At 71.2% G+C, this 26,991-nt stretch carries 26 protein-coding genes; 9 read left to right on the top strand and 17 right to left on the bottom strand.

All coding sequences use genetic code 11. The annotated features are described in order from the left end of the window. Position 1: 1 nt before the first annotated feature. Both J5V96_RS04490 and J5V96_RS04485 read right to left on the bottom strand, forming a co-directional pair. A complete protein-coding gene (locus J5V96_RS04490; RefSeq protein ID WP_307793521.1) occupies positions 2-1,132 on the bottom strand; it encodes a thiamine pyrophosphate-dependent dehydrogenase E1 component subunit alpha in 1,131 nt (376 codons plus the stop codon). Between the two features lie 162 nt (positions 1,133-1,294). Continuing rightward, entirely contained in the window at positions 1,295-2,362 is a 1,068-nt protein-coding gene (locus tag J5V96_RS04485) for a histidinol-phosphate transaminase (protein WP_208500874.1), read from the bottom strand. A 741-nt stretch (positions 2,363-3,103) separates the two neighbouring features. Here J5V96_RS04485 and J5V96_RS04480 point away from each other — a divergent pair. After that, positions 3,104-3,418: a GIY-YIG nuclease family protein gene (locus tag J5V96_RS04480; protein ID WP_208500872.1), complete on the top strand. Its 315-nt coding sequence runs from the start codon at positions 3,104-3,106 to the stop codon at positions 3,416-3,418. 186 nt (positions 3,419-3,604) lie between these two features. Here J5V96_RS04480 and uxuA read toward each other — a convergent pair whose 3' ends face one another. From uxuA to uxaC, 3 genes are read right to left on the bottom strand one after another with little or no spacing between them, the layout of a single operon-like run. After that, positions 3,605-4,681 (bottom strand): mannonate dehydratase, encoded by a 1,077-nt coding sequence (gene uxuA, locus J5V96_RS04475; protein ID WP_208500869.1) that lies wholly within the window; start codon positions 4,679-4,681, stop codon positions 3,605-3,607. Positions 4,682-4,693: 12 nt separating this feature from the next. Then, positions 4,694-6,271, bottom strand: a complete 1,578-nt coding sequence (locus J5V96_RS04470) for a mannitol dehydrogenase family protein (RefSeq protein WP_208500861.1) — start codon at positions 6,269-6,271, stop codon at positions 4,694-4,696. Continuing rightward, positions 6,268-7,731 (bottom strand): glucuronate isomerase, encoded by a 1,464-nt coding sequence (uxaC, locus tag J5V96_RS04465; RefSeq protein ID WP_208500859.1) that lies wholly within the window; start codon positions 7,729-7,731, stop codon positions 6,268-6,270. Before uxaC ends, J5V96_RS04470 begins: the two co-directional genes overlap by 4 nt. A 265-nt stretch (positions 7,732-7,996) precedes the next feature. On the opposite strand from uxaC, the gene J5V96_RS04460 reads away from it, so the two are divergent. Then, positions 7,997-9,622: an MFS transporter gene (locus tag J5V96_RS04460; RefSeq protein WP_208500851.1), complete on the top strand. Its 1,626-nt coding sequence runs from the start codon at positions 7,997-7,999 to the stop codon at positions 9,620-9,622. Positions 9,623-9,751: 129 nt separating this feature from the next. On the opposite strand, the gene J5V96_RS04455 is transcribed toward J5V96_RS04460, so the two are convergent. Continuing rightward, positions 9,752-10,696 (bottom strand): sugar kinase, encoded by a 945-nt coding sequence (locus J5V96_RS04455; RefSeq protein WP_208500849.1) that lies wholly within the window; start codon positions 10,694-10,696, stop codon positions 9,752-9,754. Next, entirely contained in the window at positions 10,693-11,328 is a 636-nt protein-coding gene (locus tag J5V96_RS04450) for a bifunctional 4-hydroxy-2-oxoglutarate aldolase/2-dehydro-3-deoxy-phosphogluconate aldolase (RefSeq protein WP_208500847.1), read from the bottom strand. The genes J5V96_RS04455 and J5V96_RS04450 overlap by 4 nt, the downstream gene beginning before the upstream one ends. Positions 11,329-11,433: 105 nt before the next feature. Here J5V96_RS04450 and J5V96_RS04445 point away from each other — a divergent pair, with 105 nt between their 5' ends. Together J5V96_RS04445 and J5V96_RS04440 are read left to right on the top strand one after the other, a co-directional pair. After that, positions 11,434-12,192, top strand: a complete 759-nt coding sequence (locus J5V96_RS04445) for an IclR family transcriptional regulator (RefSeq protein WP_208500839.1) — start codon at positions 11,434-11,436, stop codon at positions 12,190-12,192. Positions 12,193-12,229: 37 nt separating this feature from the next. Next, complete coding sequence (locus J5V96_RS04440) at positions 12,230-12,628, top strand: phage holin family protein (protein ID WP_208500836.1); 399 nt, start codon at positions 12,230-12,232, stop codon at positions 12,626-12,628. Here the strand turns inward: J5V96_RS04440 and J5V96_RS04435 are convergent. Further along, positions 12,594-14,012 carry an alpha/beta hydrolase family protein gene (locus J5V96_RS04435; RefSeq protein ID WP_208500834.1) on the bottom strand — a complete coding sequence of 473 codons (1,419 nt, stop codon included), beginning with the start codon at positions 14,010-14,012 and terminating at the stop codon, positions 12,594-12,596. The genes J5V96_RS04440 and J5V96_RS04435 overlap by 35 nt on opposite strands. A gap of 1 nt (position 14,013) precedes the next feature. Continuing rightward, positions 14,014-14,277 (bottom strand): hypothetical protein, encoded by a 264-nt coding sequence (locus J5V96_RS04430; protein WP_208500832.1) that lies wholly within the window; start codon positions 14,275-14,277, stop codon positions 14,014-14,016. A 132-nt stretch (positions 14,278-14,409) separates the two neighbouring features. On the opposite strand from J5V96_RS04430, the gene J5V96_RS04425 reads away from it, so the two are divergent. Together J5V96_RS04425 and purB are read left to right on the top strand one after the other, a co-directional pair. Beyond that, on the top strand, positions 14,410-14,937 hold the full coding sequence (locus tag J5V96_RS04425) for a low molecular weight protein-tyrosine-phosphatase (protein WP_208500830.1): 528 nt from the start codon (positions 14,410-14,412) through the stop codon (positions 14,935-14,937). Further along, entirely contained in the window at positions 14,934-16,316 is a 1,383-nt protein-coding gene (gene purB / locus J5V96_RS04420; protein ID WP_208500828.1) for an adenylosuccinate lyase, read from the top strand. Before J5V96_RS04425 ends, purB begins: the two co-directional genes overlap by 4 nt. Before the next feature lie 121 nt (positions 16,317-16,437). Here purB and J5V96_RS04415 read toward each other — a convergent pair whose 3' ends face one another. Both J5V96_RS04415 and J5V96_RS04410 read right to left on the bottom strand, forming a co-directional pair. After that, complete coding sequence (locus tag J5V96_RS04415) at positions 16,438-17,292, bottom strand: carbohydrate kinase family protein (RefSeq protein ID WP_208500826.1); 855 nt, start codon at positions 17,290-17,292, stop codon at positions 16,438-16,440. Positions 17,293-17,296: 4 nt separating this feature from the next. Continuing rightward, positions 17,297-17,764, bottom strand: a complete 468-nt coding sequence (locus tag J5V96_RS04410) for a helix-turn-helix domain-containing protein (protein ID WP_208500823.1) — start codon at positions 17,762-17,764, stop codon at positions 17,297-17,299. A gap of 61 nt (positions 17,765-17,825) precedes the next feature. On the opposite strand from J5V96_RS04410, the gene J5V96_RS04405 reads away from it, so the two are divergent. Continuing rightward, a complete protein-coding gene (locus J5V96_RS04405; protein ID WP_208500821.1) occupies positions 17,826-18,737 on the top strand; it encodes an NAD(P)/FAD-dependent oxidoreductase in 912 nt (303 codons plus the stop codon). Between the two features lie 15 nt (positions 18,738-18,752). Here the strand turns inward: J5V96_RS04405 and J5V96_RS04400 are convergent, their stop codons facing one another. Both J5V96_RS04400 and J5V96_RS04395 read right to left on the bottom strand, forming a co-directional pair. Continuing rightward, a complete protein-coding gene (locus J5V96_RS04400; protein WP_208502336.1) occupies positions 18,753-19,475 on the bottom strand; it encodes an FHA domain-containing protein in 723 nt (240 codons plus the stop codon). Positions 19,476-19,674: 199 nt separating this feature from the next. Beyond that, on the bottom strand, positions 19,675-20,793 hold the full coding sequence (locus J5V96_RS04395; RefSeq protein WP_208500819.1) for an RDD family protein: 1,119 nt from the start codon (positions 20,791-20,793) through the stop codon (positions 19,675-19,677). A gap of 114 nt (positions 20,794-20,907) precedes the next feature. On the opposite strand from J5V96_RS04395, the gene J5V96_RS17350 reads away from it, so the two are divergent. Next, the gene (locus J5V96_RS17350; protein WP_208500817.1) at positions 20,908-21,558 is read left to right on the top strand and encodes a TNT domain-containing protein; all 651 of its coding nucleotides are present in this window, start codon (positions 20,908-20,910) and stop codon (positions 21,556-21,558) included. Between the two features lie 16 nt (positions 21,559-21,574). On the opposite strand, the gene J5V96_RS04385 is transcribed toward J5V96_RS17350, so the two are convergent. Further along, on the bottom strand, positions 21,575-21,901 hold the full coding sequence (locus tag J5V96_RS04385; protein WP_208500814.1) for a hypothetical protein: 327 nt from the start codon (positions 21,899-21,901) through the stop codon (positions 21,575-21,577). Between the two features lie 95 nt (positions 21,902-21,996). Here J5V96_RS04385 and J5V96_RS04380 point away from each other — a divergent pair, with 95 nt between their 5' ends. Beyond that, complete coding sequence (locus J5V96_RS04380; protein ID WP_208500812.1) at positions 21,997-22,632, top strand: TNT domain-containing protein; 636 nt, start codon at positions 21,997-21,999, stop codon at positions 22,630-22,632. Between the two features lie 63 nt (positions 22,633-22,695). On the opposite strand, the gene J5V96_RS04375 is transcribed toward J5V96_RS04380, so the two are convergent. The 3 genes from J5V96_RS04375 to J5V96_RS04365 are packed head-to-tail and all read right to left on the bottom strand — an operon-like array spanning position 22,696 to position 26,908. Next, positions 22,696-22,965: a hypothetical protein gene (locus J5V96_RS04375; RefSeq protein WP_208500809.1), complete on the bottom strand. Its 270-nt coding sequence runs from the start codon at positions 22,963-22,965 to the stop codon at positions 22,696-22,698. Continuing rightward, positions 22,962-26,183, bottom strand: a complete 3,222-nt coding sequence (locus J5V96_RS04370; protein ID WP_208500807.1) for a glycohydrolase toxin TNT-related protein — start codon at positions 26,181-26,183, stop codon at positions 22,962-22,964. Before J5V96_RS04370 ends, J5V96_RS04375 begins: the two co-directional genes overlap by 4 nt. After that, entirely contained in the window at positions 26,183-26,908 is a 726-nt protein-coding gene (locus J5V96_RS04365; RefSeq protein WP_208500799.1) for a WXG100 family type VII secretion target, read from the bottom strand. The genes J5V96_RS04370 and J5V96_RS04365 overlap by 1 nt, the downstream gene beginning before the upstream one ends. Positions 26,909-26,991: the final 83 nt, after the last annotated feature.

The raw sequence follows: 26,991 nt of genomic DNA, 5'->3' as shown, positions 1-26,991 counted from the left end.
CTCAGACCTCCTCTCCGAACGACGCCTCGTAGTCGGCGAGCCACTGCCTCTGCTCGTCCATCAGCGGGTGCGGCTCGGAGTAGACGTGGGCGAACATGTCGTCGCGCGTGGGCACCGGCAGCTCGAGCGTGCGGGTGCGCACATCGGCGGCGAGCGCGGCGGCCTCCGCGTCGACGTCGGCGAAGAACGCGTCGGATGCGCCGCGGCCCAGCAGATAGGCGCGCATGCGGGCGATCGGGTCGCGGGACACCCACGACTGCTCCTCGTCGCTCGTGCGGTACTTCGTCGGGTCGTCCGACGTGGTGTGCGCGCCCATCCGGTACGTCACCGCCTCGATCGCGCGAGGGCCGAGTCCCGAGCGGGCCTCGTCGAGCGCGAGCTTGGAGACGGCGTAGCTGGCGAGCACGTCGTTGCCGTCGACGCGGATCGACTCCATGCCGTAGCCGCGCGCGCGGTCGGCGAGGGGCACGCGCGACTGCGTCGTGACGGGCACCGAGATCGCCCAGTGGTTGTTCTGCAGGAAGAACACCTGCGGGGTCTGGTAGCTCGCGGCGAACACCATCGCCTCGTGCACGTCGCCCTGGCTGGAGGCGCCGTCGCCGTAGTAGACGATGACGGCCTCGTCGGTGTCGGCGTCACCGGTGCCGCTGCGGCCGTCGAATGCGAGGCCCATCGCGAAGCCCGTGGCATGCAGCGTCTGCGATCCGAGCACCAGCGTGTAGATGTGGGTGTTGCCGTGCGCAGGATCGGTCGGATCCCAGCCGCCATGGCTCACGCCGCGCATGAGCTTGATGATGTCGACCGGATCGACGCCGCGGATCGTGCACACCACGTGCTCCCGGTACGACGGGAAGAGGTGGTCCTGCGCGCGAGCCGCGCGGGCGGATCCGACCTGCGCGGCCTCCTGGCCCTGCGACGGCGGCCACAGGGCGAGCTGGCCCTGGCGCTGCAGCAGCGTGGCCTGGCGGTCGAACGCGCGCACCGAGACCATGTCGCGGTAGAACTGCTCGAGGTCGGATTCCGTGAGCGCGTCGACGAGCGGCAGGTAGCGCTCGGCAGTCTCGGACGGCGCGATGGCGCCATCCGCGTTCAGGATCCGAACGGTCGGGTCGATCTCAGATTCCGAGGTCACCAGTCCACGCTATCCGCGGGCATGCACCCCTCGGGCGGAAGACTCTGGACAACGGATGTCCGGATCCTGTGGACGATCTCCACAGTCGCATTCCGAGGGGGATATCTGCGCCCCCGTCCGTCGGGTGCCCGAAGCGGGTCGAGATGCGCGGTTTCCCGCGGCTCAGCCGCGCAGGGCCGCGGCGATCTCGATGACGGGGGCGACCGACTCGGCCTCGCCCACGCTGATCCGCACGCCCTCGGGGAACGGGCGCACGATGATGCCCCGCGCGTCGTAGGCGGCGGCGATGGTGCCGGAGTCGAGGGTCTCCGAAGCGGGCAGCCAGACGAAGTTGCCCTGGGCATCCGGGATCTCCCAGCCCGCGGCGCGCAGGCCGTCGACGATCTGCGCCCGACGGGCGACCAGCTCGTCGACGCGGGCGTCGAGCTCGTCCTGCTGGGCGAGCGAGGCGAGCGCGGCGGCCACGGCGGTGGCCGTGACCGACAGCGGCGTCAGGGTGCTGCGCGCGGCGTCGAGCACGCGCGGGTGGCCGATGGCGTAACCCACTCGCAGGGCCGCGAGGCCATAGGCCTTCGAGAAGGTGCGCAGCACGACCACGTTGGGATGCGTCTCGTACACGCGCTCGCCGAGCCCGTCGACGGCGCCGTCGGCCCGCACGAACTCGGCGTACGCCTCGTCGAGCAGGATCAGCACGTCATCCGGCACCGCGGCGACGAACTCGGCGAACTCGGTGGACGTGATCACCGGCCCGGTCGGGTTGTTCGGGGTGCACAGCAGCACAACCCGCGTGCGACCCGTCACCGCGGCGGCCATCGCGGCGAGGTCGTGCCGGCCGTCAGGCAGGTTCGGCACCTGCACGCCCGTCGCGCCGGCGATGAGGGCGAGTCCCGGGTAGGCCTCGAACGAACGCCACGCGTAGACGACCTCGTCGCCCGCCGACGCCGCGGCCTGGATGAAGGCCTGCAGCAGCGAGACGCTGCCCGCGCCGATCACCACGGCCTCGGGCTCGACGCCGTACCGCTCGCCGAGCGCGACGCGCAGCTCGGCGGCCGTCGCATCCGGGTATCGGTTGAACGCGTCGGCGCGCGCGGCGGCCTCGAGCACGCCCGGCAGCACGCCGAAGGGGTTCTCGTTGCTCGACAGCTTGAATCCGCTCGCATCGGCGGCCCGGCCCTGCTTGTACGGCGGCAGGGCGGCGATCTCGGGACGGATGCGCGGAAGCTGGCTCATGGGGTCGAGTCTAGGTAACCCGCCCCGCGCCGAGCGCCGCCCCGCCCCCGCTCGTCGCCCCTCGCCCGTCGAGCGAGGAAGGAACGACCGAGTCGAGACGCCCCCACCCACCCGCTCGTCGAGCGAGGGAGGAACGACCGAGTCGAGACGCCCCGAACCCCCCGCTCGTCGAGCGGGGGAGGAACGACCGAGTCGAGACGCCCCAAACCCCCGCGCAGGCTTGGGCGTCTCGACTCGCTGGCGCTCGCTCGACGAACGAGGAGCTGTGCTCGACCGACTCGAGACGCCCCACCCACCCGCTCGTCGAGCGAGGGAGGAACGACCGAGCCAAGACGCCCAAACCCCCGCCCAGGCTTGGGCGTCTCGACTCGCTGACGCTCGCTCGACGAACAAGGGGCTGTGCTCGACCGACTCGAGTCGCCCCACCCACCCGCTCGTCGAGCGAGGGAGGAACGACCGAGTCGAGACGCCCCGAACCCCCGCCCAGGCTTGGGCGTCTCGACTCGCTGACGCTCGCTCGACGAACAAGGGGCTGTGCTCGACCGACTGAGTCGCCCCACCCACCCGCTCGTCGAGCGAGGGAGGAACGACCGAGTCGAGACGCCCCGAACCCCCGCCCAGGCTTGGGCGTCTCGACTCGCTGGCGCTCGCTCGACGAACAAGGGGGGATCGGCGACTCGAGACGACCGCGCCTGTGGACAACTTCGGCTCAGACCGTGCGCGCTCCACTACGGTCCGAGCATGGCTGGCTACGTCTATCTGCTGCGCTGCGCCGACGGCAGCACCTACTGCGGCAGCACGCGCGACCTCGACGGCCGCGTCTGGGAGCACAATCACGGGCTCGGCGCCGCGTACACCCGCCGAGCGGGACGCCGACCGGTCGAGCTCATCTGGTTCTGGGAGTTCGACGGCATCGCGGAGGCGTTCCACTGGGAGAAGCAGATCCAGGGCTGGAGCCGCCGGAAACGTGAGCTGCTCATCGAGGGCGGTCTCGAGGCCGTGCGGCACTGGAGCGTCAACGAGCGCAAGCGGCGCGCGGAAGCGGCGGAATCCTGACTCGCGCGCAGGCTTGGGCGTCTCGACTCGCTGACGCTCGCTCGACGAACGAGGGGGTTTCCGCTCGTCGAGCGAGGGAGGAACGACCGAGTCGAGACGCCCCAAACCCCCGCCCAGGCTTGGGCGTCTCGACTCGCTGGCGCTCGCTCGACGAACGAGGGGGTTTCGATCGTCGAGCGACGGGGCTCAGGCGCGCGAGCCCTTGTCGACGGCCTCCCAGAGGCCGTTGAGGTACGAGGCGCCGAGCGCGCGGTCGAACAGGCCGTAGCCGGCGCGGCCGGTCTCGCCCCAGATCATGCGTCCGTGATCGGGGCGGATGAAGCCGTCGAAGCCCGACTCGTGGAAGGTGCGCACGATGTCGAAGAGGTCGAGGGATCCTTCCTCCGACAGGTGCGCCGACTCGTAGAAGCGGCCCTCGTCCTGCCAGCGGATGTTGCGGATGTGCGCGAACGGCACGCGCCCCTCGCCCGCGAACTCGCGCACGATGTCCACCACGTTGTTGGCCGGGTTGGCCCCGAGCGAGCCGGTGCAGAGCGTGAGGCCGTTGCTCGGGGAGTCGACGGCGTCGACGATCCAGCGCAGGTCGTCGCGGTTGGAGACCACGCGCGGCAGGCCGAACAGCGGGTGGGGCGGGTCATCCGGGTGGATCGCCATCGAGATGCCCACCTCCTCGCACACGGGCATGATGCCCTCGAGGAAGTACTTGAGGTTCTGGCGCAGCACGTCGGCGTCGACGCCGTCGTACTTGGCGAACAGCGTCTTCAGGTCGGCGAGGCGCTCGGGCTCCCAGCCGGGCAGCGTGAACCTCGAGCCCTCGGCCGAGTACTGCGCGAGCAGCGACTCGGGGGTGATCGACTCGGAGATCGAGCGGTCGTACTGCATCGTCTTCGAGCCGTCGGGCAGTTCGTACCAGAGGTCGGTGCGCAGCCAGTCGAACACCGGCATGAAGTTGTAGCAGATGACCGAGACGTCGACCTCGGCCAGGTTGCGCAGCGTCTGGCGGTAGTTGTCGATGTAGCGGTCGCGCGAGGGCAGGCCGATCTTGATGTCGTCGTGGATGTTGACCGACTCGATGATCTCGAGCGTCAGACCCGCGTCGTGCACCTGCTTCTTCAGCGCCGCGATCTTGTCGACCGGCCACACCTCGCCGACGGGCACGTCGTAGAGCGCGCCGACCACGTCGCGCACGCCCGGGATCTGGCGGATGTACTCGAGCGAGACCGGATCGTCCTGAGGGCCGAACCAGCGGAAGGACATTCTCATGCGCGTTGCTCCTTACGAGTGGGCGAGGGCGTAGAGGCCGGCGCGGACGGCGCCGGGACCGTGGAGAAGGGTGGTGAGGTGGGCGAGCACGGTGTTCGCGACGCCCGCCTCGGCGAGGTCGACACCGAAGATCGACGCGTCGCGCAGCAGCTCGCGGGCGGCCGTGGCCGTCCGCGGCCGGCCGAACTCGACGCCCGAGAGACGCTCATCCAGCTGCGCGAGCAGCGGATCCGGGCTGCGCTCGAACGCGTTGCCCTGGTCGTCGACGGCGAGCAGGTACCGGATCCATGCCGCGATCGCGAAGGGGATCCACGTGAGCGACTCCGCGGATCCGGCGGCCGCGTGACGGCGGATGGTCTCGCCGAAGCGGATGCCCACCTTCTGCGACGTGTCGGATGCGATGCGCTGCGGCGCGTCGGGCAGGCCGGGGTTGGGCAGGCGCTTCGTGATGACTTCCCGAAGGAAGGCCTGGGGGTCCATGCCCTCGGGAGCGTCGACCACGGGCAGGCCCTCGGTGGCGCCGATGCCGACGACCATCCGGTGGATGTCGGAGTCCTTCATCATCTCGGCGATGCGGGTGTAGCCGAGGAGGCACCCGACGACCGCCATCGCGGTGTGCAGAGGGTTGAGACAGGTGGTCACCTTCATGCGGTCGGCGCGCGAGACGGTCTCCTTGTCGCCGAGCACCACTTCGCCGGTCTCGAAGGGCGGGCGGCCGTTCGGGAAGGCGTCCTCGAGCACGAGGTAGCTGACCGCCTCGGTGTTCGAGAAGGCGGCGAGCGCACCGCCGGATGCGCGCTCGTGCAGCTGCGCGTTCGCGAGGCCGAGCTCGGCCAGGCGCTCGCCCACCGCGGGCGACGGCGCGGGCGTGATGCGGTCGACCATGGTGGAGGGGTAGGCGACGCGGTCGCCGCCGACCCACGCGCCGAACTCCGCCGGGGCCTGGCCCGCGGAGATCCATGCCTCGGCGACGCCGCGCACGGCCGCGGCGAGGCGCTCGCCGTTCTCCGAGAAGTTGTCGGTGGACACCAGCGCGATCGGGGCCGCTCCCGCCCGGAAGCGCGCGAGCAGCAGCGAGCAGAGCGCCGGGATGGCGCCGCGCACACGACCCGGGCCCGCGGCGATGTCCGATGCGTCCGAGAGGTAGCCCTTCTCGGTGACGGTGAGGGTGACGAGCTGCAGCGAGGGGTTCTCGAACACGGCGGTGAGGCGCGCCCATCCGTCCTCCGCCTCGGGGGCGAGGTGCCAGCTCTCGGCGACCGACGCGACGATCTCGGGCTCGATGGATCCGTCCTCGCGCAGCACCGCGTTGACGAAGAGGTCGTCGGTCGCGCTCGAGTTCTCGACCACCTGCGGATCGCGCAGGTTCGCCAGGATGATCCCGGTGTCGTGTCCCGCGTTCAGCATGCGCTGGGCGGCGACGGCGTGCAGGCTGCGGAAGAAGTTGCCCGCGCCCAGGTGCACCCAGGTGGGGCGCTCGGCCGTGGCGGCGCGCATGGCGCGCACGTCGTACTGCGGCACGGTGAACCCGGCGGCCTCGAACTCCGGCAGCCGGTCGAGCGCGGTGGCGTCGAGCGTCAGCGCGGTCACGCGGCGCCTCCCGCCAGAGGCACGTCGAAGCGGAAGTAGCGCACGGCGTTGTCGTGGAAGATGTCGCGCAGGATCGACACGAGCGTCGCGTCGTTCGCGGGGAACTCCCCCGCATCGACCCACTGCGCGACGATGTCCACCACGATGCGGCGGAAGTACTCGTGGCGCGGGTACGACAGGAACGAGCGCGAGTCGGTCACCATGCCGACCGCGGCAGGCAGGTAGCCGACCTCGGCGAACGTGCGGATCTGCGCCGCCATGCCCGCGATCGTGTCGTTGAACCACCAGGCGTTGCCCAGCTGCACCTTGGCGGCGATGCCCTCGCCCGGGAAGCAGGTGGCGAGCACGGCGAGCTGCTTGTTCTGGCCCTCGTCGACGGTGAACAGCAGCGTGCGGGGCAGCGTGTCGTCGTCCTCCAGCTCACCGAGGAAGAGGCGCAGGGCCTCGATCGGGCGGTCCTCGCCGATGGCATCGAAGCCGGTGTCATGACCGATCGACCGCATCAGCCGCGGGTTGGCGTCGCGCAGCGCGTTGAGGTGCAGCTCCATCACCCAGTCGCGGGCGTGGTAGAGCTTCGCGAGGCGGCGCATCAGCGCCCAGCGGAAGTCGTCGGCATCCTGAGCGCTCAGCGTCTCGCCGGCGAGTCGGCGACGGAGCAGGGCATCCGCCTGCTCGTCGGTGGCCGGGCGCTTCGGGAAGATCTCGAGCGACTGATCCGAGACCGTGCAGCCGCGCTCGTCGAAGAACGCGATGCGCTGCTCGAGGGCGGCGGAGAGGCTCTCGAAGTCGGAGATCTCCGATCCCGTGAGCGCGGCGAGGCGCTCGACGTAGGGCAGGAACGCGTCGCGCTCGATGCGGAGCACGCCGTCGGGGCGGAAGCCCGGCACCACCAGCGTGTCGAAGTGGTCTGCGGCGGCCAGCGCCTCGTGGTGCTCGAGGGTGTCGAGCGGGTCGTCCGTTGTGCAGATGACCTCCACACCGCTGGCCTTCACGAGGCCGCGGGCGCTGAACTCGGGCTGCTGCAGCTTCGCGTTGGCGCGGTCGTAGATGTCGCGGGCGCTGTCGGCGTCGAGCACGTCGTCGATGTCGAAGTAGCGCTGCAGCTCGAGGTGCGCCCAGTGCTGCACGGGGTTGCCGATCGCCCGGCCGACCACGGCGGCGAAGGCCTGGAACTTCTCGAGATCCGAGGCGTCGCCCGTGATGAGGCGCTCCTCGACGCCGGCGCCGCGCATCAGGCGCCACTTGTAGTGATCCGCCCCCAGCCACGCTTCGGTGATCGTCGCGAAGCGACGGTCGTCGGCCAGTTCCGCCGCGCTGAGGTGGCAGTGGTAGTCCACGACCGGAACCGAGCCCGCGAGCGCGAAGAGGCGCTTGGCAGTCTCGGATCCGAGCAGGAAGTCCGGCCCGAGGAAGGGGCGGGTGCCCGCTCCGGTGGGCGCGGAAGCCGTGTCGTGCGTCATCGTCGATCGCCGCCTTCGCCGTGTTGATGATCCGCCGAGTTTCGCCTGACGGACCAGAGGTTCATATTCGGATTCCACGGTACTCGATCGCGCGGAACTCCTCGCCTCCACCCCGCACACCGGCCCCGCCAGCACCCGTCGAGTCGATTTGCACCCCGGATGAGGCGTTGCATACCCTCGTGTCCGCATGGCAGACCATCGTTCCGTCATGCGGAACAAGGCAAAGGCGCCTCCCGTGCGCGGCCTGAGGAAGGATCCCACCCACATGCACTCCCGCACCGACGCGTCTCCGAAGGCGGAGCGCGACTATTCGACCGGCCGGGTCTTCACCGCGAAGCCGATCACCATCGTCCGCTCGATGGGCTACGGCGTCGTCGACCTCATGGGCGGCGGATGGAACACCATCGTCGGCGGCCTGATGCTGTTCTTCTTCACCACCTACGGCAACGTCTCGGCCGTCGAGGGTGGCGCGATCCTCGCCATCGCCCGCATCGTCGACGCGATCGTCAGCCTGCTCATCGGTCCGCTCACCGACAACTTCTTCCGCACGAAGCTCGGCCGCCGCTTCGGACGCCGCCACTTCTTCCTGCTCATCGGCGCCCCGGCCGTGCTCGTCACGTTCCCGCTGCTGTGGATCGCCGGGATGGGCTTCTGGTACTACCTCGTCGTCTATCTCGTCATCGAGATCGTGATGGCGGTCATCCTGATCCCGTGGGAGACCCTGCCCAACGAGATGACCCCCGACTACGTGGGCCGCACCAAGCTCTCGTCCACGCGCATGTTCTTCTCGGCCACCGGAACGTTCCTCGTGTTCGCCCTCCCCGCCGCGATCAAGGCCGCGGGCAACCCGAACGCGTACCTGATCGCCGGATCGGCCATGGCCGTGCTCTTCGCCGCCGGCGTCGCCATCGCCTACTTCACGACGTGGGAGAAGAAGCTCACCCCCGAGTACCTCGCCGAGCTCGAGGCGCAGCCGCGCCTGAGCGTGTGGAAGACCCTGGCCGACACGGTGACCCAGGCCGGCTCCACGTTCAAGAACCTCACCTTCGTGAAGCACCTGGTGATCTACCTGTGCTCGTTCACCGCCAAGGACGTCTTCTCGAGCGCGCTGACCTTCTTCGTGGTCTACTCGCTGGCGGGATCCGAGACCTTCGGCCTGACGCTGCAGTCGCTTGCCATCGTGGGCCTCCCCGTGACCATCGGCGCCGGATTCCTCATGGTCGCCAAGGGCCCGCGCTTCCTGTACGCCACCTCGTACGTCACGATCATCGCCTCGCTGCTCGCGCTCGGCGCGGTGTACCTGTTCGACATCGAGAACCCGATCGCGATGCTCATCGTCATCGGCATCGCGTACCAGGCGGGTCGCGCTCTGCTCGAGTTCACCCCCTGGAACGTCTACCCGTTCATCCCGGATGTGGACTACCTGATGACCGGCCAGCACCGCGCCGGCGTCTACGCCGCGGTCATGACCTTCGGCCGCAAGTCGACCGGCGCCATCGGCTCGCTCATCGTCGGCGGCATCATCGACGCCTCCGGCTACCTGAAGCCCGGCTCCGAGGGCGGCACGCAGCTCGACCCGAACTGCGTCGACGCGTGCGTGCTCGTGCAGCCCGACGGCGTCTCGTCGGCGATCGCGTCGGTGACCGTGTTCCTGCCGCTCGCGCTGATCGTGATCGCGCTGATCATGTCGCGGCTCTTCCGCCTCGACAAGCCGACCCACGAGGTGCTGCTCACCGAGATCACCCGCCTCGAGAACGGCGGCGCCAAGGCCGACGCCGACCCGGCCGTCGCGAAGCTGATGTCGAAGCTCGCCGGCCGTCGCTACGAGAAGCTGTGGCCCGTGGAGGACGCGCTCCGCGCCGGCACCTGGCGCAAGCCCTCCGACGACTGACCCCGCGCCGCCTCCCTCCTTCCCCGCTCGTCGAGAGAGGGAGGAACGACCGAGTCGAGACGCCCAGGCCCCCGCACGGAGGCTTGGGCGTCTCGACTCGCTGGCGCTCGCTCGACGAACGACGAGGGGTCAGCGCGAGACCGGATCGCCTCCCGCGAGCAGCTCGGAGATGTCGCGACGCGTGGGCATCATCTCCCAGTCGCCGTCGCCGCGGCAGGCGCAGGCGCCTGCGGCGGCCGCCGTGGCCATCCGCTGCGCGAGCCCCGCACCGGCCAGGTGCTCGGCGAGGTAGCCGCCTACAAACGCGTCGCCCGCGCCGACGGTGTCGGCGACTTCGACGCGATACGGCGGCTGCTCGTAGGTGACGCCGTTGACGAGGGCGAGCGCGCCGCGCTCGCCCAGCTTGATCACGACCTCGCGGGCGCCGTACGCGGCGATGCGGTCGGCGAGCTCCTCGGGGGCGCCGTCGCCGACGGCGAGCGCGGCCTCGTCGTCGCCCGCGAAGACGATGTCGGCGAAGTCGAGAACCTCGCGGAAGGCCGCGCCTGCGGCATCCGTGCTCCACAGCTTGGAGCGGTGGTTGAGGTCGAACGACACCGTGACGCCGGCGGCCTTCGCCGCGCGCGCGGCGGCGAGCACGGTAGCCGCCGACTGGTCGCCGAGGGCCAGCGAGATGCCCGTGAAGTGGAAGATGTCGGCGTCCGAGACGACGTCTTGCGGCACGTCGTCCGGCGCGATCCGGCTGCCGGCGTTGCCTGCGCGGTAATAGACGACACGCGTGCGGCCGATTGCCGGGCGATCCTTCACCATCAGCGCCGTGGGCCGCTCGGGGTCGACCGTGGCGTGCACCCGCACCCCCTCGCCGCGGATCGCGCGCGTGATGCGGCGGCCGAAGGCGTCATCGCCGACCCGGCCGATCCACGTCGACTCGGCGCCCAGCCGGGCGGCGGCGATGGCCACATTGCTCTCCGCGCCGCCGAAGCTGACGCTCGCATCCGAAATCGCGTCGAACCCGCCCGCGCGGGATCCGTAGACGAGAGCCAGGCTCTCGCCGACCGTGACGAGGCCGGTCACTTCTGGACCGTCGCCGCCAGCGCCACGGATGCGCGCACGACCTCGGCGACCGCGTCGGCCCCCTTGTCGAGCAGGGCGCCCGAGGTGAGCCAGCTGCCGCTGACCGCGCCCACGGCGGGGTGCGAGAGGTGCTCCACGAGGGTGGCCTGCGTGACGCCCCCGGACGGCATAAAGCGCATGTCGGTGAACGCCGCGCTGAGGGCGTTGATGAGCGAGAGGCCGCCGAGCACGTTGGCCGGGAACAGCTTGACGAACCGCAGGCCCGCCTGGCGCGCGCGCAGCACCTCGGTCGCGGTGGCCGTTCCCGGAACGATCGGGATGCCGCGCCGCTGCGCGACCTCGACGATGTCGTCGGCGTAGCCGGGGGTGACGAGGAACTGCGCACCCGCGTCGATCGCGCTCACGGCCTGCGCGCCGTCGAGCACGGTGCCGGCGCCGACGATGAGCCCGCCCGCCGCGGCGAGTTCGGCGAGAGCGGTGGCGGCGTAGGCGTTGCGCAGGCCGACCTCGACGATGGGGAGACCCCCCGCGATCAGACCCTCGCGGAGAGCCTCGGTCTGCGCCGGGTTCGCGGGCGCCGCCAGCGGAACGAGACGCTGCCCGTCGAGCACGCTCTGCGAGAGTTCAGTCATGCGGACCTCCATGGTGCCGTGTCGCGAGTTCCGTCCAGCGAAACCCAGTTCTATAATCAAGTCTAGTCAGCGACGACGCCGACACCAGGCACGGGAGAGTTGGACATGACGGACGAGAACGGCGCGCTCAGCGCCAGCGAGAAGACGCTCAACGTGCTGGGGGCCGCCCTCGAGCACACCCGGTTCACCGACATCGTCGCCGCATCGGGCCTCGCCAAGGCCACGGTGCATCGCATCCTCGCCACTCTCGTCGCCCGCGACTTCATCGCGGGCGACGGCGAGCGGGGCTACCGCGCCGGCCCCGGGATGCTCTCGCTCGCGGGGCGCGCGCTCGCCTCGGTCGACATCGCCCAGATCGCCCGCCCGATCGTCGACCGCCTTGTCGCCGAGGTCGACTGCACCGTGCACGTGGGCGTCGCCACGGACAGCGAGATCGTCTACCTGATTCGCCGCGACGCCTCGAAGCCGTACCAGATGAAGTCGCGCGTCGGTCACTCCATGCCGATGCACTGCACCGGAATGGGCAAGGTCGTCCTGGCTTCCTGGCCGGCCGCCCGGGTGGCCGACCTCGCCGAGCGCGTGGGTCTCCCCGCCCGCACGAACGCCACCCTCACCACCCTCGATGCCCTGAATGCCGAGCTCGACCGCGTGCGCATGCGCGGCTTCGCGACCGATCTCGGCGAGAACGAGATCGGCACCGTCTGCGTCTCGGCCGGGATCCGAGATCACACGGGCGCCGTCACCCACGGCCTGTCGATCTCATCGATCGCCCTCGAGCACCCCGGCACCTCGATCGAGCAGTTCGCGGATGCCGCGATCGCCGCCGCCGATGAGATCTCCCGCCTGGTCGGGGCGCCGGCCTGATCTGACATATCGAAGGCCGGGATGGCACACTCGGCTCATGCGCTTCATCGTCCGCGTCATCGTGAACGCGTTCGCCATCTGGGTCGTGACGCTGATCCCGGCCCTGCAGGTGACCGTGACGCCCTTCTCGCCCGGCGGCGACCTGCAGCTTGTGCTCACCCTGCTCGCGGTGAGCGCGATCTTCGCGATCATCAACACGATCGTCGGCACGGTCATCAAGATCGTCGCCTTCCCGATCTACATCCTCACGCTGGGTCTCATCTCGCTGGTGGTGAACGGCTTCCTGCTCTGGCTGACGGGCGTGGTCACCCAGTCGTGGAACTGGGGCCTCGACGTCGGCGACTTCTGGTGGGGTGTGGTGGCGGCGCTGCTGATCAGCCTCATCAACTGGGTGTTCGGCATCATCCTGCGTCCCCAGGAGAAGAAGAGCCGCTGACCGGCGCTCCGTCACGGCTCACCCGGGTGACGTTCCCGGTCGCGACCTCGACGCTCTGCGCCTCGGCGAGATGGTCGAAGACGCCATCGATCGCATCGAGGCGCCGGTCGTCGGACGCGTCGGCCTCCGCGGCGAGCGCGACGTAGTGCTCGAGCCGGTGGGGCTCGAGCGGGGCGAACGGATCCGCACCCGGATCGAACGTGTCGGTGATCACGGCGCTGCCCGGTGCGCCCGCAGCTCCGGGCACGCCCTCCCCCACGAGGCCCGCCACGGGGTCGTCCGTGTAGGCGAGGTTCACATGCAGGACGGAGTCGTCGAGGTGCGCCTGCTGCGGTGAGGCGAACGAGACCACGGTCTCGACGTTCAGGTCGCCCTCGGACGCAAGCCGCTCGACGATCATGCCGCCCTGCGAGTGACCGAAGAGGTGGAGAGCGTCCTGCGGGTCCGCATCGACCTGCTCCAGCGCACGCGCGATCACCCGCTCGACACCGCGGTACGCCTCGCTCTTCTGATCGCCGAGGTATGTGTCGGCGTTGGACTCCATGTCGGAGGCATCCTTTCCCGCCTCCGGCAGGGGAAGCACGCCCCAGTCGCCGTCCTGCGTCATCTCGCGCGTGCCCTGCACGTAGACCGCGTGCTCCGCGTGCCCATCGGGGAACCGATACGTCTCCACGCGGACGAGGTCATCCGGGCCCTGCGGGATGCGCCGGGCCGCGCCCGCCATGCCCACCGGGGCGCCCTCGCCCGAGGACCGCGGCTTCTCGACCGTCACCGAGATCCGCTGGCCGTTCGGATCGTCGCCGAGCTCGCGCCCCCGGGGAACGGTGCCGCGCCCCCGCGCGACGAAGGCGCGATACGCGGCGGTCGCCGCCACCGAAGCCGATGGCAGCGCGGCGGCTGCGGTCGTCGCCGGTGGCGATCCGAGCAGCGGGAGCACCCAGCGCACATCCGGCAGCGCCGCGAGGTTCTCGGCGACGCCGTCGACCGCGTGCGCCCGCCGCTCGGCCAGGAGGCGCCGCGCGTCGGCGAGCGGATCGAGATCCGACCCCTCGTAGCGCGCGGACAGGAGATCGAGCGCGCTCTCCGCGGCCGCGCCGAGGGCGCTGCCGCGCCCGTAGGTGTCGAGCGTCCAGCTGGCCTCGGCCGCCTCGTAGACATCCGCGCAATAGCGCAGGCGCCCAGCGGTGCCGAGCACGCCGTCGTGCAGTTCGGTGATGCGCGCGCCCAGCCCGCGCGTCTGCAGGTGCCAGGATGCCTCGGCCGCCGCCGCGAACGCCTCGGCCGCGGCAGCGGCAAGGTCATCGGCCACCAGGTCGGCGCGGCCCGCCGCGAGGCGCAGCGACTCGGGGTCGACCTGGATCACAAAGCCCTCGGTCACCTCCACGTCAGCCGCCTCCCTCCCCCGTCGCGACGGGCCGCAGCTCGAGTGCTCGCAGGCCGTCGCCGGCCGCGTCGCAGTCGAGGATGAGCCCCTCGGCCACGCGCCGCTGAGTGTCGACCTGTGCGCGGTACTCGCCCGCCGCGGGCGACTCCCACGCGACCTCCACGGCGAGCGCCGCGAGAGCGGGCGCCACCCGTTCGAGGTGTCCGCGGGCCCGCGTGAGGCAGCCGCGCGCGGCGGCGTGCGGGGCATCCGAATCGAAGGTCATGTCTTCACGCTCGCCCACCGCCGGGAGCCGCGACGCCGGATCCGGGGATCCGGGAACGCACCGCCCCGAAACGGGCCTGGGGACGACTCCCCCGCCTCACCACGGCGGGCCCGCGAGCGGCAGAATGGGCGCATGACTGTCCCCGACCAGTCCGCCTCGCCTTTCCGCGTGGTCTTCGTGTGCACCGGCAACATCTGCCGCTCGCCGATGGCCGAGGTGGTCTTCCGTCACCTCGCCGAGCGTGCGGGGCTTGGGCACGCCGTCGTGTCGTCGAGCTCGGGCACGGGCGACTGGCACGTGGGCGAGCGGGCCGATCAGCGCACCCTCGCGGCCCTCGAACGCCGCGGCTACGACGGATCGGCGCACCGCGCCCGTCAGTTCACCCCGGACGCGTTCGAGGAGAACGACCTGATCATCGCCCTCGACCGCACCCACGAGCGGATCCTGCGGCACTGGGCCCAGCACGACAACCACCGCGACCGGATCTCGCTGCTGACGTCCTTCGATCCGTCGGCCCTCGGCCCGGATGTCGCCGACCCCTACTACGGGGACGACCGGGCCTTCGATGACGCCCTCGGTATGATCGAGAGCGCCAGCCGAGCCCTGTTCCGGCAGCTCGAGCCGGCCATCCGCCCGCCGCGTCACGGAGGTCTCGTGTGATCACTCTTCCCGTCCAGCCCCTCAGCCCCCTCGACGGCCGATACCAGCCCACGGTCTCGGGCCTCGGCGAGTACCTCTCGGAGGCGGGCCTGAACCGGGCCCGCGTCGAGGTGGAGATCGAGTGGCTCATCACGCTCACGAACCACTCGCTGTTCGGCACGACACCGCTCTCGCAGGACGAGAAGCAGCAGCTGCGCGCCGTGTACCTCACGTTCGGCCAGAACGAGATCGACTGGCTCGCCGAGAAGGAGGCCGTCACGCGCCACGACGTGAAGGCCGTCGAGTACCTGGTGCGCGACCGTCTCTCGGCGCTCGGCCTCGACCGGATCGCCGAGCTCACGCACTTCGGGTGCACCAGCGAGGACGTGAACTCCGCCTCCTACGCCCTCACCGTCAAGCGCGCCGTCACCGAGGTGTGGCTGCCGAAGTTCCGCGGGGTGATCGCCAAGCTCCGTGAGCTCGCCCACGAGCACGCGGACGCCGCGATGCTGTCGCGCACGCACGGCCAGCCCGCCACGCCCACCACCATGGGCAAGGAGCTCGGCGTGTTCGTGTGGCGCCTCGAGCGCGTGCTCGCGCAGATCGAGGGCATCGAGTACCTCGCGAAGTTCTCGGGCGCCACGGGCACCTGGTCGGCCCATCTCGCCGCCGGCCCGCAGGTGGCGTGGCCGACGGTCACGCGCGACTTCATCGAGTCGATGGGCATCACGTTCAACCCGCTGACGACGCAGATCGAGTCGCACGACTGGCAGGTCGAGCTCTACGACCGCGTGCGTCACGCGGGCGGCATCCTGCACAACCTCGCGACCGACATCTGGACGTACATCTCGCTCGGCTACTTCGCGCAGATCCCCGTCGCCGGCGCGACCGGCTCGTCGACGATGCCGCACAAGATCAACCCGATCCGCTTCGAGAACGCCGAGGCCAACCTCGAGCTGTCGGGCGCGCTGCTGAACTCGCTCTCGACGACCCTCGTCACCTCGCGCCTGCAGCGCGACCTCACCGACTCGACCACGCAGCGCAACATCGGCGTCGCGTTCGGCCACTCGCTGCTCGCGCTCGACAACCTCACGCGCGGCCTCGGCGAGATCTCGCTGTCGCGCGACGTGCTGCTGGCCGACCTCGACGGCAACTGGGAGGTGCTCGGCGAGGCCATCCAGACGGTGGTGCGCGCCGAGGTCACCGCGGGTCGCTCGAGCATCGCCGACCCGTACGCCCTGCTCAAGGAGCTCACGCGTGGCCGCCGGGTGGGCGCCGCCGATTTGGCCGAGTTCGTGCAGGGCCTCGAGATCGGCGAAGAGGCCAAGCAGCGCCTCCTCGAGCTGACGCCGGCCACCTACACGGGTCTCGCCGAGCAGCTCACGCGCTCGAAGGTCTGATCCCGGGCATCCGCCCGCCTCGGAAAGCACGTGCTCTCAGCGAGAGCACGTGCTTTCTGGCGTGATCCGGCGGTTTCTCGGGGAGAACACGTGTTTTCAGCACCGGATCGCGCCCGCGGCGTCAGAGGATCGCGTCGAGGGCCGGATGCAGGTGGCGGGTCGCGATCGCCGTGGCGGCCTGTGCGGCGGCGGCCTCGAGCGCGGCGGGCACGGCCGCCCCGTCGAGAGCGGCGGCGAGGAAGCCCGCCATGAACGCGTCACCGGCGCCGTTGGTGTCGACGACGCGCGCGGGAGCGGCCGGCACGCGGTGACGGGTGCCGTCGGCCTCGAGCGCGATGGCGCCCTCGGCGCCGAGGGTGCACACCGCGAGCCGCGGGCCCCGATCGAGGCACGCGCGCATCAGCGCCCACGGATCGTCCGTGCGATCGGCATTCAGGAAGACCACGTCGGCGGCGCGGACGAAGGGCTCATGGAACGCTGACTTCCCGTCGTAGTCGTGCAGATCGATCCACAGCGGCGTCGCGCCGCGGTCCGGATGCGCGATCACCTGGAGCCCGACGGCCGCGAGGTCGACCACCGCCACCTCCGCCCCAGCGATGGCCCGCGCGGTCTGCGCGACGTCCGCGAGATCCGGATCCGTCGGCGTCGCCACATAGAGCGAGACACGCCCTCCGGCCTGCGTCATGAGGTTCACGTGCTGCTCGGTGCGCTCCGAATGCAGCACGTCGACGGCGACCCCCGCCGACGCGAGCGCGGTGCGGATCCGCTCGCCTTCGGCGTCGGCCGCCAGGGGCGCGCGCAGGCGCACGTCGGCGCCCAGGCCCGTCAGGTGCAGCGCCTTGCCGGCGGAGGTGCCGCCGATCGTGTGCCACGCGTCCTGCGCGAACTGCATGTGCGGAACGGGCTCCGGCAGCCGATCGAGCACGATCAGCTGATTCCAGGAGGCGGGTCCGACGACGACGATGCGTGGGGGCATCCCCTCATCCAACCGGATCCGACGCACTCGGCGATCCGTGCACGTGCGTCCGGCGCTCCGCGAAGCCCATGCCCACGCGCGCACCGCGCACGATGTCGGACACGTTCGCCCGGAAGTTCGGGCACGTCGAGATGTCGTGCGCGCGGCATTCGAGCGCGTGGCGCGCCATCGCCCGCGAGCGCTCGAGCGCCGCGATCTGGTCGTCGATGTCGGCGAGATGGGTCTCGAGGATGCGGTGGCGCCCGGCGGATCCGGAATCCACCAGCGCCCGGATCTGCTCGAGGCTCATACCCGCCGCCTTGCTCGCGACGATCACGGCGACGCGGTAGGCATCGGCCTCGCCGTAGCGGCGGCGGCCGCCGGCGTCGCGCTGCGGGGCGATGAGCCCCTCGCTCTCCCAGTGCCGCAGCACATGGGTCGCCAGGTCGAAACGCTCGGCCAGCTCGCCGATGGACCAGGGAGTTGACTTCATGTCGACATGAAGTCACAGACTCGGAGCGAGCGCAACCGGAGAGCGCCGGAGAGGAGTCGTTATGCACGAGATCGCGATCATCGGAGGAGGCCCGGCCGGCCTGCAGGCGGCACTGACCGCGGGCAGGATGCACCGCCGCACCGTGCTGATCGACAGCGGGCGCTACCGCAACGCGCCGGTGCGGCACATGCAGAACCTCGTCGGCTTCGACGGCGCCGACCCCGCCGACCTGCGCGCCGCCGCACGCGCCGAGCTCGCGGCCTACGGGTCGGTCGAGACGCGGAATGCAGAGGTCGCGCGCATCGAGGGCACGCGCGGGGCCTTCACGCTCGTCCTCGCCGACGGCGACCGGATCGCCGCGAGCCGGCTGATCCTCGCCACGGGCGTCACCGACGGGCTGCCGGACATCCCGGGCCTCGCCGCCCTCTTCGGCACGGCCGCCGCGCACTGCCCCTTCTGCCACGGCCACGAGTTCGCCGGCACCCGCGTGGGCCTGATCGGGATGGGCGCGCACGCACCGCGTATGGCCGCGATGCTGCGCCCCATCGCCGCAGAGCTTGTGGTGCTCGCCCACGGCGAGGAGGTCGACGCCGACACCGCGGATCAGCTCGCGCGCCTGGGCGCGACGATCCGGGAGGACCGGATCGCCTCCTTCGCACCCGCAGGAGACGGCGCGCTGGCGACGTTCGCGGATGGCGCGACGCTCGAGCTCGGCGGGGTGCTGACTGCCACCGCCTGGCGTCAGTCGACGCCGTTCGCCGAGCAGCTGGGGCTCGCACTGCACCCCAGCGGCGCCGTCGAGGTGGATGCGCTCGGACGCACGAGCGTGCCGGGCGTCTCCGCCGCGGGCGATGCGGCCGTGGGCCCGGGACTTCCGGGGCCCATGCACGCGGTGGGGCTGTCGATCGCCGCGGGTCTCACCGCGGCAGCGGCGGTCGTGCAGGACCTCGTGGCGGAGGAACTCGCCGGCTGACGGCCGGCGCCGAGGTCAGTCGTCCTCGGACTCGTTCTGGTTCTTGAGCGCCTCGTCGTCCAGCAGGGCGAGGTCGGCGCGGGTGACCAGCTGGGACGTGACCGCATACTCGACCAGGCGCGCGCGACGATTGGTCGCCAGCTTGCCGGGGCCGCCGCGGAGGCCCTGCACGCCCATGCGATCGAGCTTGTCGCAGACGTTGTCGAGCTTGCGGTTGAACTTGCTCATCGTCCACCCGAGGCGCTGGGCCGCGGCGCTCGACGACGGCAGCTCGCTCATGCTCACTCCCTCGCGGCGCAGCATCGGCTCGGCGAGCGCCACGATGAGCAGCTTCTGGAGGGGCGTGAAGCTCACGGGCATCACGGTGGTCTCGCCGCTCATCGAGGCCTCGACCTGGCTCGAGACGGCGTACTGCGCCTCCTCGGTGTAGAGCGTGAGCTCATAGGTCGTGGGACCGGCCGTGAAGACGATGACGCTCTGGGCGAAGACGACCGGCATGCGCGCACCGGGCGACAGCCACGACTGCACCGCGCCTCCCGCGCTGGAGATCGTGGCGGCCAGGCGCGACCCGACATTCGCGAGCCACCACAGGCCGTCGTGGAACTGGAGCTCGAGGAACTGACGGTGCAGGTACTGGTTGTCGTCGATCTCGAGATCGCCCTCGCGTCCGATCACGAACGGGCGCTCCATGGGCACCTCGTGCCATTCGCCCGCGAACTCGACGCGGAGCGGCGCGATGCGCCCGGGCATCGTGTCGACCTCGATCTCGTCGAACGATCCCGTGGTGGTGTTCAGCTCTGCCACGTTCCAACCCCCTCGCGTGCGCCGATCAGCGCATCCGAAACCGGCGGGCCATCGGCGGCGAGGCCCAGGATCCGGCCACCAGAGAGAACCCTACCGCGAGAGGCGCGCGACATTCCGGCCGCCTTCGCGCGTGTCAGGCGAGCACGTCGACGAAGCGATCCCCGAACCGGATGCGGTCACCCGCGGCCACCCGGGCGGGGGCGCCCGGGGCCAGGGGCAGCAGCTGGCCGCTGCGCTCGATGCCCGTGCCGTTGGTCGATCCCCTGTCGACCAGGATCAGGCCGTGCGCGTCGATGGCGAGGGCGAAGTGCGTCTTCGAGATGGAGCGGGTCGCATCGGCGATCGGCAGCAGGTGCATCACGACCTCATCGTCGGCGGCGACGGGCGCGCGACCCACGAGGGCGGGGCCATGCACGGCGACCACGGCGCCGTCGTCGAAGCGCAGCTGCGCCGCCGGCGCCGGGGCGGGTGCGGGCGGGGCGGGCTGCGCGGCGGGTGCCGGAGCGGGCTGCGCGGCGGCGGGTGCCGGCGGTGCGGGCGCCACCTGCTCGACCACCGGCGCAGGCGCCGGCGCCGGGGCGGGAGGCGCGGCCGGCGCAGGCGCCGGCGCGGGAGTCGCGACGGGCGCGGTGAAGAGCGGCTCCGCCGCTGCCGCCGCGGCCGCACGGGCCAGGCCGACGCTGCGCACGCGTGCACGCGCACGGGCCTCTTCGAACGCGACCGGATCCGTCGGATCCACCGCCCGCAGATCCACCATCCACGTCCGCGTCGCGTGATCGTGCCAGCCGCGGCCGCGCTGCTGCGTGTCCCAGAGCGGGGAGGCGAGCATGACCGCCGATCCGACGACGGGCACCAGCGCCGACGCGCCGAGCAGCAGCGCGCGCAGTAGGGCCCGCCCGAAGCCGATCGGCTTCAGGGTGTCGTGGCGCACGCTGCGCAGCCGCATCATCTGCTTGCCGAGCGTCTGGCCGCGCAGGCCATGCGCGATGAGCTGGATGAGGCCGAACACCAGCACGAGCACAACGCAGAGGAGGGTGACGATCAGCGCCCAGACCTCGCCCGCGACCAGGGAGGGCAGCACGATCGGCACGGGCACGGAGAAGATCACGAGGGGGAGCGCGTCGATGAGCGATGCGATGACGCGCCGGCCGATCGGGGCGGGCTCGATCCCGAGCAGCTCCGCACGCTCGGCGCTGATGGGCGTCGGCTCGGGCGCGGCCTCGCGCGCGTTGATGATCGACCAGCCGCTCACTCGAGCTCCCCTCTCCGCTTCCCACCGAGCCTATCCAGGCCGGCCGGTCATGCCGCGCCCGCCGGGTCGTCCTCCCCATCACCGCCCGCGACGGCGCCTCGATAGGCTCGCGATGTGCTTCAGACGCTGCGCCAGGAACTGAACCTCCGATCCATCCCGACCGGAGCCGTGCGCCTTCCGGGCGACACCGCCAAGCCGATGGACGGGGCCCTGCGTCTGCGCCCGCTCGAGAACGGTGAGTGGTCACTCGAGGTCGTCGACTACGGCGAGACCTTCCCGATCTCCACGGCACCCGACGAAGCGAGCGCGGCGAAGGCGCTGCTGGCCTACATCGACCGCCCCATCCCGCCGATCTCGCTGTTCCCCACCGCCGACATCGCGCGCGCGGTCGCCGCACAGGAGGCGATGGTCGCCGAGCTGGCGGAGCGAGCCGCGGCGGGGGCCCCGCTCATCGGCCTGCCCGAGGGCTTTGTGGTCGACCGGTTCGGAGCGATCGACGGCGTGCGGTTCTATCCCCTGGCGACCCCCGACGAGGAGCGGGCGCTCCCTCCCGTCGCCGAGGCGGCGAAGGGCTCTGCCCGCCACGCGTTCATCACGCGCGACATCGTGCTCGTCACACCGCGCATCGTCGCGCCGTGGTTCGGCCAGAAGGGCGGCGGCGTGCAGCTCACGCTCTCCGCGCCCGAGGTCGCGATCCGCGACCTCCTCGTCTCCGGCGCACTGGAGCGCTTCGCCGAAGACCGTCAGCCCGCCGCGGTGAGCTGACCGATCCGGATCCGCGTCACCAGCCGGGCATGCCGGCGCAGCCGATCGTGAGCTTCGACAGACCCAGGGCGGGGTCGCCGAGCTTCTCACGGGCGGCGTGAGCGTCTCCGCGCTCGAGATGCTCGGTCACCTCGGCGAGCAGCGTCGACGCGGTGGCGTGCCAGGCGAGATAGGCCTCGTTGTCGATCCCGTCGGTGCCGGCGGCGAGGATCTTGCGGATGTCGCTCACCGCGCCCAGCGCTCGATCGATCGGCCCGGACGAATACCCCGCCGCCACGGTCGCCGCGGTGAGTTCGAGCACGGGACGGGCGAGATCGGCGCAGCGTTCGCGAAGGTCGGTCATGGATGGATGCTATCCAGCCGGGCCCTGCAAGCGAGCGGGTCGTGCTCCCCATGCCGAGATGCGCAGCGCCGATGGCTCGTCAATAGGATCGGGTTATGTTCGAGTCGCTCCGGCAGTCCCTCGCCCAGCGTTCCGTGGCTCCCACGGCCGTCGCCCTGCCCGGATATCAGGGCCCGCTCGTGGAGGGCGCGCTCACGCTCCGCAAGGACGAGTCGCTCGGGCGCTGGGTGCTGGAGACCCTCGACTACGGGCGCGCCTACCCCCTCGCCACGGCGGAGGATGAGGCAGGCGCCGAGGCGCTGCTTCTCGCGTATCTCGACCGTCCGCTGCCGCCCGCGACCACCGTCTCGGCCGCGTACATCGAGTCGGTGAACGAGAAGAACGCGGGGCACGTGCAGGATCTGATCGCGCGCACGCAGGAGAACTCGCTGCTCATCGAGCTGCCCGCGGGGGTGGCCGTCGACCGCGTCGGCGCGCTCGACGGCACGATCCTCGCGCCGTACGGCACCACGCTCGGGGCGCGCTCGCTGCCCCCGTACGGTGCGCTGCCCGCCGGCACCGAGTACCACGCGTTCATCACGCGCAAGGACATCCTGGTGCGCGCAGAGACGGCGAAGCCGTGGTTCGGCCAGCCCGGCGGCGGCCTGCGATTCACGATCGCCGAGGACTACGTCGGCGTGCGCGATCTGGTGATCAGCGGCCGCCTGGAGCGCGTCGACATCGAGCGCTGACTCCACGCGCGCGCGTCAGCGCGCCAGCGCCCTGCGCGCCCTGCGCGCCGCGCGACTAGCGCGTCAGCGCGTGAGCGCCCGACGGAAGGCCTTCAGCACGGGCGCCAGCCGGGAGTCGCGCAGGATCACCGACCGATTGCCGCGGCTGACGCGGTAGGCGACGTAGCCCTGGGCGTCCTCCGCGAGTTGCCAGCCGTACTCCTGGTTGCCGATGTCGAGCAGCGTGCCGCCGCGAGCGGGCCACAGCGTCAGGCCGTATCGCTCCGCCAGCGAGGGACCGAGGGCGATCGCCTCCTGACGCTCTCGCGCGCGCTCGTCGATGTCGTCGCTCACGGCAGCGCCTCTGCCTCTTCCTCGATCTTGCGCTCGGCCTTGATGCCCCGCTTGATCACCGACTTGATGATCTTCAGCGCCTCGTCGATGTCGGCGTCACGGCCCTTCGAGGTGAGGTGATCCATCGGCACGGGCCGTCCCTGCTGGTCCAGGATCCGGAACTGCGTGCCGCCGCCGTCGCGACCGAACGCGGGGGCGATCTTCGAGACCTCGATCGACCAGCCCTGCGGCAGCGCCTGCACGTCGAGAACGGTGTACGGGTCGTTGAGGTTGCTCGGCGGCAGCGAACGGCTCTCGAACGAGTCGGTCGGCAGGCCGAAGTAGTCGCCGCCGCCCCCGCCGAAGCGGTCGATCTGCGACCCGTAGTCCCGCGTGAACGCGTCCACATCCGTGTAGTGGATGAAGGAGCCCGGCTCGCCACCCGCGTTGCCGGGATAGACCGAGCGGCCGTCCTCGTTGGTGTAGCGCGCCTCGTACTGCTCGCGCGTCAGCGGGGCATCCGAGACGTGCTGGTCGTGACCGTAGGGCTCGACGTGCTGGCTCGGGTCTGCCGGATCGGTGTCGACCAGGTGCTGGATCTTCGGGTCGATCGCGCCGGGGTGGGCGTACTCGTCGGCGAGGTGCCCGCTGTCCAGGCCTCGATCGTTGCCGTAGTTCGGGTCGATCGGGTTGGCCTCGGCGGGCGACTCCACCCGGTGCCAGCCGTCGCCGAACTGCGCGTCGGTCTCGTGCGGCAGCGGGGGACGCTGCGGCGCCGCCGCCTCGGGGCCGGCCGGGTGCCCGTCCGGGTCGCCCGTCTGGCCGTCCCCCGCTCCGTCGCCCGTGTGGGGCGCGCCGATGCCGTCGTCCAGCTGCCCTCCGACCTGATTGATGGCGTGGGCGTCGGGAACGTCGATGTCGGTGAGCGGCACCGCGGGCGCGTCGGATCCGGGGGCGCCCGGAGCACCCGACGGGAGGCCGTCGCCGATCGTTCCGCCCGCGCCGTCGAGCGCGTGGTCGGGGACGATCAGGCCGCCGTCGGTGCGGCCGAGGCCGTCCGGCAGGTTGGGGATGCCCTGGGTGAGCCCACCCTCCGGCACCGCGAGCCCGCCGTCCGAGGTGCCGAATCCCTCCGGCAGCGGAGAGGAGCCGTCGACGATTCCGCCCTCCGGCACGTACAGACCGCTCTCGGTCTGCGTCATGCCGAGGGGAGCCTCCGGCGTCTCGATCGAGTCGCCGGGCGACACGGGGTCGACAGGATCGGAGCCGTCGCCGAGCGAGCCGGGCAGGTCGGGCGTCTCCGCGTCGCCCGGGGCGCTCACGTCGGGGTTCTCGAACTCGGCGGGCTGGTGGCTGTCGACGTCCACGTGGTCGGGCGGCGCCGTGGGTGCGGTGCCGTCTCCGCCCGCGCCCGTGCCGGGGTCGCCCGCGCCGGTCGAGGTGGGACCGTCGTAGTCGGTGCGGCCGGGACCACCCGAGCCGCCCGGTGTCTGGGTGCCCGATCCGCCCGCGTTCGCGGAGGGAGAGTCGGGGATGTTCGTGGTGCCGCCCGGCGACGCCGGCGTCGGCCCGGATCCGGGTGCACCCGACGGCGTGGGGGTGTTGATCGGGTTGAGCGGGGTGGGCCGCACCGTGTTCATGCCCGACTTGATGCCGGCGCCGAGGCCGGCGAAGGCCACGTTCGTCACACCGCCGATGAGCCCGGCAGCCAGTGCATCGCTGTGCACGCCGTTGACGCTCTTGCCGCCGGGCACAGCCGCCTTCGCGTACTCGCCCAGCGCGCCGCCGCCCGCGCCGCCCGCTCCCGCGGCCGCGATCTTGCGGACGGTGTTGGGGTTCGCGCCCTTGGCGAGATCGGTGATGCCCGTGCCCGCGAACCCGCCGACGAACGCCCCGAGCTCGTCCAGGCCGAACACGTCCTGCTGCTTGTAGCTGTCGGAGTGCAGGCCCGTGTTGTTCATCACGAGCTTGGAGCCGCTGCTCGCCATCACGGCGATGGTGCCGTCCTTGAGCGCGTTCAGCGCCATCCGGGTCTTTCGCATGCCGGACAGCACCTTCGCGACGTCCTTCAGGTTGTCGATGATGCGCGCGAGCGTCTTGACCTTGCTGAGGATGCGCAGCACGAAGACGCCGATGCGGGCCATGATCCCCGCGGCGGCGGGCCCGGCGGCCAGGCCCGCGGTGAAGATCGAGACGACCACGCCGACGCCGATCTCGATGCCGATCTCGATGATCATCTGCGTGATGATGTCGGCGATCGCGTCCTTGGTCTGCTGCAGCCCGTCGGCCGTGCCGCTCACGAAGTCGGCGAGCGCGTTGGCGTTCTCGATGAGCGAGGCCACGGCCTTGTCCGCGTCGCTCGTGATCTCGTCGATGCCCGCGGCCTGCGGGATGCCGCTGTGCGCCGAGAAGCTGTAGGCCCCGGAGAGCGCGTTGGCGAAGCTGCGCCAGGCGCTCGCCGCCTTGCGGAGCTTGTCGACGTCTCCCGACGGGAGGTGCACGCCCGCGGCGTCGAGGCCGTCCTGGATCCAGTTGTCGAACTCGCCGAGGTCCCAGAAGGCCGTGCCGCCGTCGCCGTACGCCTCGGGGATGCTGCCGCCGACGGAGCGGTGGCCGACGGCGTAGGTGTCGGGCTGCTTCGGGCTGTCGGTTCCGGCCGTCTGCGCCGCACCGTAGGCCCGCGCGGTGTTGACCAGGTTGCCGTGGATGTCGTAGAAGCTCTCGCCGGTGTCCTGCGCGCCCTCGACGATTGCGCGCGCCGAGTTCATGTAGCCCTCGGGGCCGTTCGCGAAGGCCTCGCCGAGGTCGGAGTCGCCCGCCATGGCCTCGGTGCCGTGGAGGTCGGAGAACAGCTGGCTCAGCGCGTCGTAGATCTTGTCGCCCTGCTCGCGGAAGACCTCCGCCTCCGACTCGAAGCGGGCCGCGTCGAGCTTCACGGTCGTGCCGCTGCCCTTGCCCCAGCGCGTGGTCTCGGCGTCGATCGCCGAGTCGTAGCCCTTGTACGCCGCATCCGCCTGCTTCTGCAGCCCCTCGGCGAAGCCCGTCATGATGGTCGCGCCGGCAGCCCAGCTCTGGAACTGGTGCTGGAAGCGCGTGAAGGCGGGGCCGGACCAATCGCCCGGCAGCGAGTAGGCGAAGCTCGTCGCACCCGACTGCAGGGCGCCGCAGTACTCGGTGAGCGCCCCCAGGGTCTGCACCAGCGAGTTGAGCTGCTGGGTGTCTGCCTTCTGCTCGACCATCAGCGAGCCCCGCCCTTCACGTCCATGGCCACGAACTCGGCCTCACCGCGCCGCCCTCGGTGGCGATCCCCGTCGTTGCTGTCCCCGTTGTCGGCATCGGCCATCAGGACCTCCGGCTCCTTCTGCGTGAGCGGGCCCTTCTCGCCGCCGTCGGCGCCCTCGACGCCGTTCAGCTCGTCGACGCTGGCCTGGGAGAGGAACGGACCCGAGCTGATGCCGTCGTTGTCGCCGTCGCCGTCGGTGTCCTTGTTGCCGCCGCCCGAGTAGCGTCCGCCGGCACCGCGCACCGCGCCGCCGCCGAAGCGCTCCTGCTCGCGGTCGCCGGCGTAGTCGCGGCCGAAGAACTCCGCCATGTCCTCGGCACGGGCCTCGCCGTACCGCACGACCTTGCTGTAGGCCTTGGCGTACTTGCGGATCGCCAGCACGTTGGGGCGTGCCGCGTTCATGCCCTTGCGGATGCCGAGCTCGGTGCTGTCGTAGCCCGACGCGGCCGCCATCAGCCCCATCTGCAGCGCCGTGAGCGCGAAGCGCACCGACGCGGCGAGCCCGGTGAAGGTGCGCCAGTTCTCGTAGAAGGATTCCTCGTCGTCGCCGCGCCAGGACGAGTGCGCGCCGCTGACCTGCGACTCGACGGCGGACATGTTCCCGTCGAACACCGCGATCGCGGAGCCGAGCTGGCCGGCCACCTCGACCAGCGACTCGGTACGTACGAAGAAGTGCACCATGACGACCCCCTGCTAGGCGCGTTCGATGAAAGAGCGAGAACGACGACTGATCTCACCGGGGCGCCGGCGGCAGACCCTGACGG

The organism is Microbacterium stercoris, assembly GCF_017592545.1.
In the GTDB taxonomy this organism is placed as follows: Bacteria; Actinomycetota; Actinomycetes; order Actinomycetales; family Microbacteriaceae; genus Microbacterium; species Microbacterium stercoris.
The sequence above is the reverse complement of the archived record's forward strand: the minus strand, read 5'-3'. Positions and strand labels throughout refer to the sequence as shown.

What these genes read in the sequence shown, in the direction of transcription:
- uxuA (WP_208500869.1), bottom strand. Translation starts at nt 4,681, where the DNA reads ATGAGAATGTCCTTCCGCTGGTTCGGCCCTCAGGACGATCCGGTCTCG.
- J5V96_RS04365 (WP_208500799.1), bottom strand. Translation starts at nt 26,908, where the DNA reads ATGGTGCACTTCTTCGTACGTACCGAGTCGCTGGTCGAGGTGGCCGGC.
- J5V96_RS04485 (WP_208500874.1), bottom strand. Translation starts at nt 2,362, where the DNA reads ATGAGCCAGCTTCCGCGCATCCGTCCCGAGATCGCCGCCCTGCCGCCG.
- J5V96_RS04370 (WP_208500807.1), bottom strand. Translation starts at nt 26,183, where the DNA reads ATGGTCGAGCAGAAGGCAGACACCCAGCAGCTCAACTCGCTGGTGCAG.
- J5V96_RS04385 (WP_208500814.1), bottom strand. Translation starts at nt 21,901, where the DNA reads ATGACCGACCTTCGCGAACGCTGCGCCGATCTCGCCCGTCCCGTGCTC.
- J5V96_RS04380 (WP_208500812.1), top strand. Translation starts at nt 21,997, where the DNA reads ATGTTCGAGTCGCTCCGGCAGTCCCTCGCCCAGCGTTCCGTGGCTCCC.
- J5V96_RS04450 (WP_208500847.1), bottom strand. Translation starts at nt 11,328, where the DNA reads ATGACTGAACTCTCGCAGAGCGTGCTCGACGGGCAGCGTCTCGTTCCG.
- J5V96_RS04410 (WP_208500823.1), bottom strand. Translation starts at nt 17,764, where the DNA reads ATGAAGTCAACTCCCTGGTCCATCGGCGAGCTGGCCGAGCGTTTCGAC.
- J5V96_RS04445 (WP_208500839.1), top strand. Translation starts at nt 11,434, where the DNA reads ATGACGGACGAGAACGGCGCGCTCAGCGCCAGCGAGAAGACGCTCAAC.
- J5V96_RS04425 (WP_208500830.1), top strand. Translation starts at nt 14,410, where the DNA reads ATGACTGTCCCCGACCAGTCCGCCTCGCCTTTCCGCGTGGTCTTCGTG.
- J5V96_RS04430 (WP_208500832.1), bottom strand. Translation starts at nt 14,277, where the DNA reads ATGACCTTCGATTCGGATGCCCCGCACGCCGCCGCGCGCGGCTGCCTC.
- J5V96_RS04415 (WP_208500826.1), bottom strand. Translation starts at nt 17,292, where the DNA reads ATGCCCCCACGCATCGTCGTCGTCGGACCCGCCTCCTGGAATCAGCTG.
- J5V96_RS04405 (WP_208500821.1), top strand. Translation starts at nt 17,826, where the DNA reads ATGCACGAGATCGCGATCATCGGAGGAGGCCCGGCCGGCCTGCAGGCG.
- J5V96_RS04440 (WP_208500836.1), top strand. Translation starts at nt 12,230, where the DNA reads ATGCGCTTCATCGTCCGCGTCATCGTGAACGCGTTCGCCATCTGGGTC.
- J5V96_RS04480 (WP_208500872.1), top strand. Translation starts at nt 3,104, where the DNA reads ATGGCTGGCTACGTCTATCTGCTGCGCTGCGCCGACGGCAGCACCTAC.
- uxaC (WP_208500859.1), bottom strand. Translation starts at nt 7,731, where the DNA reads ATGACGCACGACACGGCTTCCGCGCCCACCGGAGCGGGCACCCGCCCC.
- J5V96_RS04460 (WP_208500851.1), top strand. Translation starts at nt 7,997, where the DNA reads ATGCACTCCCGCACCGACGCGTCTCCGAAGGCGGAGCGCGACTATTCG.